Annotated in this window: 4 protein-coding genes; 1 reads left to right on the forward strand and 3 read right to left on the reverse strand. The window is 54.3% G+C overall.

Annotation, left to right across the window (positions count from 1 at the left end):
• The first annotated feature begins 78 nt into the window (after positions 1-78).
• Positions 79-882 (forward strand): hypothetical protein, encoded by an 804-nt coding sequence (locus tag SH139x_RS22480; protein ID WP_488352009.1) that lies wholly within the window; start codon positions 79-81, stop codon positions 880-882.
• A gap of 74 nt (positions 883-956) precedes the next feature.
• On the opposite strand, the gene SH139x_RS22485 is transcribed toward SH139x_RS22480, so the two are convergent.
• From SH139x_RS22485 to SH139x_RS22495, 3 genes are read right to left on the reverse strand one after another with little or no spacing between them, the layout of a single operon-like run.
• Complete coding sequence (locus tag SH139x_RS22485) at positions 957-3,176, reverse strand: hypothetical protein (RefSeq protein ID WP_488352010.1); 2,220 nt, start codon at positions 3,174-3,176, stop codon at positions 957-959.
• Positions 3,155-5,107, reverse strand: a complete 1,953-nt coding sequence (locus SH139x_RS22490) for an efflux RND transporter periplasmic adaptor subunit (RefSeq protein WP_488352011.1) — start codon at positions 5,105-5,107, stop codon at positions 3,155-3,157. The genes SH139x_RS22485 and SH139x_RS22490 overlap by 22 nt, the downstream gene beginning before the upstream one ends.
• An 11-nt stretch (positions 5,108-5,118) precedes the next feature.
• Positions 5,119-5,508, reverse strand: a complete 390-nt coding sequence (locus SH139x_RS22495; protein ID WP_488352012.1) for a PilZ domain-containing protein — start codon at positions 5,506-5,508, stop codon at positions 5,119-5,121.
• Between the last annotated feature and the right edge of the window lie 319 nt (positions 5,509-5,827).

Here is a 5,827-nt window from a genome sequence, read left to right on the forward strand (position 1 = left end):
ACTCACCGTTCGAAGTGCGGCTGGGTACGCGAGCCAAGCAAATACCGTGCAATCTGGGGGTTTTGGTTAGCCTCTTTGATGCCCATCGCCGGATTGGCTGCCGACACGGTGGAGAAACTACCTTCGGGAACATTAATTGGTCCCCGCCCGCCGGCTGGTTGGTCAACTGTCGTGTTTGTTTCCACTCCCAAAGTCGCTCATGGAGACTTGGGAAAAGTTTCATCGACTGTTGTTCAGTACGCGGAGCTGTTGCATTTCGTGGTGTTGGCGGATGTTCAAAGTCAGCGAGTTGGTGACAACGTGCGTCATCATTTGGCCGAGGTCGGCTTTGGGCTTGCCATTTCCAAATCGGGAGCGTTGATCGTTGCCAGCGGACCGCGGGTTGCCGGCCTCGAACCACCAGAGCTTGGCATTTTGGAGAATCAAGTTGTCCGAGGTGCCGCGGCGTCGCTCGATGAAATGCGGATTATTGGCCGTCGTTCCACGCTGATGCTGCTGGATTCTCCGGCCGTATTTTCGCTCCGCGGTGAACACCAGGCTTTAATCATGCGAACCTTGATCTGGGTCGATCCGCTAAGTGGAAAGCTGGGACACTTGCTGTGGCTGTTGAAAGAAAGTCCCAACGGTCAGTTGGAACTGGCCCTGTCCGCTGGCTCCTACTTGCCGACTCCGTTCCATGAGCAGCGAGAAATGCGTGTTGATGCCGACGAGTTTAATTATCTCGGGTTACCCGGTCCGCTGGGCTTTGCGTTGGTGCGATTACCCCCCGGTAAAGCGGTTACCATGGAGGGACTGCTGGCAACTCTTGCCAGTCGCAAGGAATACACGACCGAGCAACTACGGCAACTGATCGAAGCGCTCAACACGGCACTGAGAACCTGAACGACCGTCACAACTACGCTTGCAGCCAGGACCAAGACTGACGCCAATCGTCCAGGCTAAACTTGCTCGCCAAACTAAACTTGCTCACGGAGAAACCCACGGTAGAAGTCTAACCAGCGGTACCAAGCCCAACGCGCGATGCTGGTTCGCCTCTGCGGCAACTGGACACTTGCCCGAACTCCCATCCGGTTGTTTTCCGCCGGTGGCGAGTCCATTAACACCTCAATGGCAAAGGCATCACGCGAGGGTCTCATATCGGCGGGAGACACTTCGATGTCCCCACCGCCCAACTGGGTCAACGCGGGAGCGGAAACACGATCGAGCGAACAGGCCGCGACGCTAACAATTTTCGCTGGAATTCTTTGTTGCCAATCCCAAGGCAAGACGATAAACACGGCCTCACCCACCCTGGGCTGATACTCGCGAAGCGCCCGTTGGTTGACCAGCACACGCAGAATTGATTGCCCGCTGCCGACGCTGGCAATGATCTGTCCAGCTGGCAACCCCGCCCCCACGCGGACCCCTTCACCCCAGTCAATCAATTTTCCGGCAAATGGAGACGTGAGTTGCAATTCAGCCATCCGTTCCTCAAGGAGTTCCAGCCGGCTTAACGTGGTGTCGGCCTCATGCGCGTATCGGCGAGTATCATTGGTTCCCCGCGCAACGGCTTCGCGGAGCTGTAATCGAACCGCATTCAACTCGGCTCCCGTGCGATTTACTTCATGTGAAATGGAAGGTTCCGAGAAGATCGCAATTACCTCACCAGCTTCGACCGAGTCGCCAGACTTGACCAGCTTTCGCTCCATGATTCCGCTAGTCAGTCCACGCACTAGATGTTCGTTCTGATATCCAAAAACACCGGGCAACGTGACCGTTTTGTCGAACGGAATAAACACACCTCCCAGCAGAACACCGAGCATCGCAGTGGTTGCCAATATCGCCTGTCGACGCTTGCCGGTTGTTTCCGGGTGTCGCCAAAGATACCGCCCGATTTGGATCAGTTGTTGGGAGCCGATGAGCAACAAATAAACTGTCGCCAACACGATTCCCAAAATCGGACTCCGCCACATCAAAACACCAATAATCCCGCACATAATCAGCAGGCGATAGAGCGTTGCCAACAAGCCGAACAGCACCAACCCAACCAATCGCTTGCTTGTCTCCGCCGGAGCGGGCAAGTTAAGCCCCAACAGAAAACGCTTGGTAGCCCAGCGAAGTGCATCGTCTGCTCTACCTCGCAAATTAGGCATATTTAGCGCATCGCTGAGCACAAAGTAACCGTCAAATTTCATCAACGGATTAATATTGAAAAGTAACGTCGTCAATGTCGACAGCACCATCGTGTGGTGCGCGATCGAACGCGTCCATGGGTTTTCCGCAAAACACCATATCAAAAACGCGGCGATGGCCACAAAGGATTCAAAGTACACACCTCCCAAGCTGATAACGATCCGCCGCAAGCGACTCGGCATCGACCATGCGCAAGAGGCATCGATATAAGCGCATGGCGTTCCCACGATAAACAAAACACCACAGTCGGGCACTTTGCCGCCCCAAATCTTGCAGGCAACGCCGTGCCCCAATTCATGCCAGGCCTTCAAGAAACATAAAATGGCCATGAGAATGAAAATATTCTGCTCGGCAAGCATGCTCGCCAACGGACTGACCAACTCTTGCCATCGTTTCATGACGATGCTGATAACAAACAGGGTCACCCCCGACCAAACTACCAACGCTTGCCAGGTAAACAAAAACCGCAGCAGAGGCGCACAGCGATTGAGGATGCGGTCTGGATTTCCCAGAGATTGCTTCCAACACAAGATTTGCATCGGCAATGAGCGACGCACGCGAGCTTTGCGTTGAAGATGTCGTTCATAAAGTTGTTTGCCGTTTGAAATTGGCAGATCCAAAACCCCGCGCTGATGCAATGCCAAGAGGAAACCATAATAGTCCTCCTCATCTTCCGGACTAAGAACCTCGTCAGCTACTAAACGTCGAAAGTTGTCGCTGCACGTGTGGACACCATCAAATGAAGCATAGATGCGATATTCGCGCAGTGTTAATGCGCGCGATTGAAAGCTGATTTCATCCTGCAACACATATTGTGGCTTGCCGCTCACTACGTGGCGACTGACAACTAAGTCGGTGCGAGTCCGAATGATAACATCGGCCAGAATTTCCGCGAACGAAGCATTGCGGTTATCTTCGGGCTTTGTTGCAGATGCTTGCGACATGGTGGAGTGCTCCGTAACATCCCTGTCCCGCGTTTGTCCTACATGGGGATCAACTGCCATCGCAACTTCCTCAATGGTTTGTGCAGTAACAGCCACCATCCGGGTCGTGAGCCAGCATTCACTTGCGCAAAGCCTGTTGCGCCTACAGGCAAATCGACCGCTGGTTCTTCGAGCTTAGCCCAAACCGACAATAGGTTTCGCCCTTCCTCAACTGTCGCTTGGCGTTCGAGTCTGGTGACCAGTATATCCCGGCGGCGTTCCGGTTCGCCTTGACCGGCAAACCAGCCTCCCATTCCCGGTGCTAAATCAGCGGCCAAGTGATCCGCGATCTTTAACTCCACGTCACAACCTTCACTGTTTGCAACTTGGATAATGGGACTCCCAAAGGCAAGCATCTCTCCGACTCGCAAATGCCCTTCACCTTTTGTAACGACTCCTGCCTCCTGGCTAAAGACTCTCGCGCTGCTAATTTTCATCTCCGCAGCGCGAATTTCTAGCTCAACAGATGCCGCTAGCTCTTGTTCTGCGGACGCTGCCGCGCTAGCATGATTGCGAAGTGCATCGACCATGCGAATTCGGTGCAGCGCCAACTCAGACTGGAGTCGCGACAGCTTCGCCTCCAACTCGCGAACATCCATTTCAAACATAAGTTGGCCCGGCAAAACACGTTCACCCGGCTTGACATGTACTTTATCCAGACGTCCCTCGACCGGAGCTGAGTAAACACGACCCTCCGTACTGTTGATCTTGGCATCGACCATAATGTGATACGGCCACGGTAAGATGAGTGCGAGCACCACGACGACTGCAATCGCGACAGCCAATACCCGCCTTAGCAGGCTGTGGCCGGCGACCCATCTGCACTGCTGACCAATCGCATGCATGGTATGCAAGAATAACCCCCTGCGGGCCTTAGCGACAACGTCGATCGCCGCGCCGATGGAGGCTAGTTGAGCCCGAAGTTGCGCCAATTCTTCGGCTACAAATGGACGCTCTTCGGGTCTGCGGAGAGAAATCACAGCGGTCGTGGAGCCAGCGTTACCAAGGGGTAATGAAATGCAGTTTGTACCCTGCGTGGCCGCCCGCCAAGATCGGTGTATCGGTAGAGCTTTCGCCCCGGATTCCTCCTCACCGAGGGCTCGCGTTTGGGCATACACCGTGTTCCCATGATCCAAACACTCTTCCATGGCCTGGGCGATGCGTTCGGCACCCGGCGTATTTCGAAAGACGTTGTCTGTCCCTGAAATGGCTAAGAGGCGGACATGTTCCCCGCGCACGACTCCTAAACCGACCTCGATACAACCAAGCCGGGTCTTTATCGAATTCGTCAGACTGAACCCTAATTCCTCGACGCTGCGAAATTTCGCCGCTAGCGTGGCACTTAAAAAGTCAATTTCTTCGTCGTCGTTGCCACTCTGCGGGGAATCGTCGCCGCCATTTCTATTCGCCTTAGGCTCCTCCAACGCAAGCGGCGTTTCACTCAACCACCCAGCTTCAACAACCAAGTCCACATAAGATGCCAACTGACTCTGCGCGCTGAGACAAAAGGCTTCTGGCATCAGATCGGTGACGACTCCGATCGCGCCGCAAGGTAAACCGCGCAGATCGAGAATCGGCACGCTATGAATAACAATCGATAGACCACTCTTGGGATCACTATAAACTCGACTCGACGCTTTGCCGTTGATGACAACTTGCGTCAATTCGGCATTAGCCAACGGGCTCCAAATCGCTGCCCGCGTGTTGCCAGCGGTTGATTCCTCATGCGTCATTCCTCGGTCGGTGACCAAGCGAACCGCAGCAAATGGCGAATCCCATCCTCGGCGGACATGTTCCAGCGCCGTGGCCCAGACCCGACTATCTTCAGCACTTTCGTGAATTAACTGACGAATACCATCAAAGAACGTACCCGGCGCAAGCTCAGCCTCGGAACGCACATCGTCGGCGGCGTAACCGAAATTCTTCTGAGTGGCGTGGTGGCTGGGTTCCATGATTTCAGCTATCAATTAATTTCTATGGCAGTGGAAAACTTAAATCCACACTCAAATGAATGCTCGGTCAGCAAGCGACACCTCAAGCATCTTGCCATGACTGGATCAATATCCAAGTGCTCGCGGTCAAATTCCAGCAAGAAGAAATCTCCCACCCAAATTGGCCGGTCCAACACTAATTGACAGCCCCCCTCTGAGATATCAGCAGAAGTCGCGGGAATCGCTTCCACGTGACGCTCGCTGGCGTTACCGGGCCGCAACAAGACCGAGATTCGCAACTCGAGACGACTCGACGTTCGTTGGCTAAGTACACTTGCTGGGGTATTGGCTTTGAGCTGCATAAGCAACCCCCAGACATCATCATCAACGCCCGCCTCGTTTGTCTGACTTAATCCAAACATTTGTCGTCCCGTTCAATTCTGCCCCGTTAATGCTCGCCGCGACTCTTCGACCACATCTGGTCGAACCTATCCACAGACAGATGCCCGCTCGTCCGCCGGTCGCAGGCTCCCCTGCGCGTCAGATAGGTTTGCACGGAATATTGACGACGAAGCTCAACGATTGCAGGTCGAGGAGCAAGCCGCCACAAGAGCCTAGGTCACAGCGAGCTGACCGGCAAAAAAGATAACGTTGCCCACCAAGCTGATACCGCGATCTGGACTACTACAATCAGTACAACCGTTAATCCCGGGCACAATTGGCTTGGCTCCAGCGTGCTTA

The sequence above is a fragment of the Kothea flammea genome, from assembly GCF_052161645.1.
Taxonomy (GTDB): Bacteria; Planctomycetota; Planctomycetia; order Pirellulales; family Pirellulaceae; genus Laterigemmans.

Coding starts and splice junctions, on each gene's coding strand:
- SH139x_RS22495 (WP_488352012.1), bottom strand. CDS start 5,508: ATGTTTGGATTAAGTCAGACAAACGAGGCGGGCGTTGATGATGATGTC.
- SH139x_RS22480 (WP_488352009.1), top strand. CDS start 79: ATGCCCATCGCCGGATTGGCTGCCGACACGGTGGAGAAACTACCTTCG.
- SH139x_RS22490 (WP_488352011.1), bottom strand. CDS start 5,107: ATGGAACCCAGCCACCACGCCACTCAGAAGAATTTCGGTTACGCCGCC.
- SH139x_RS22485 (WP_488352010.1), bottom strand. CDS start 3,176: ATGGCAGTTGATCCCCATGTAGGACAAACGCGGGACAGGGATGTTACG.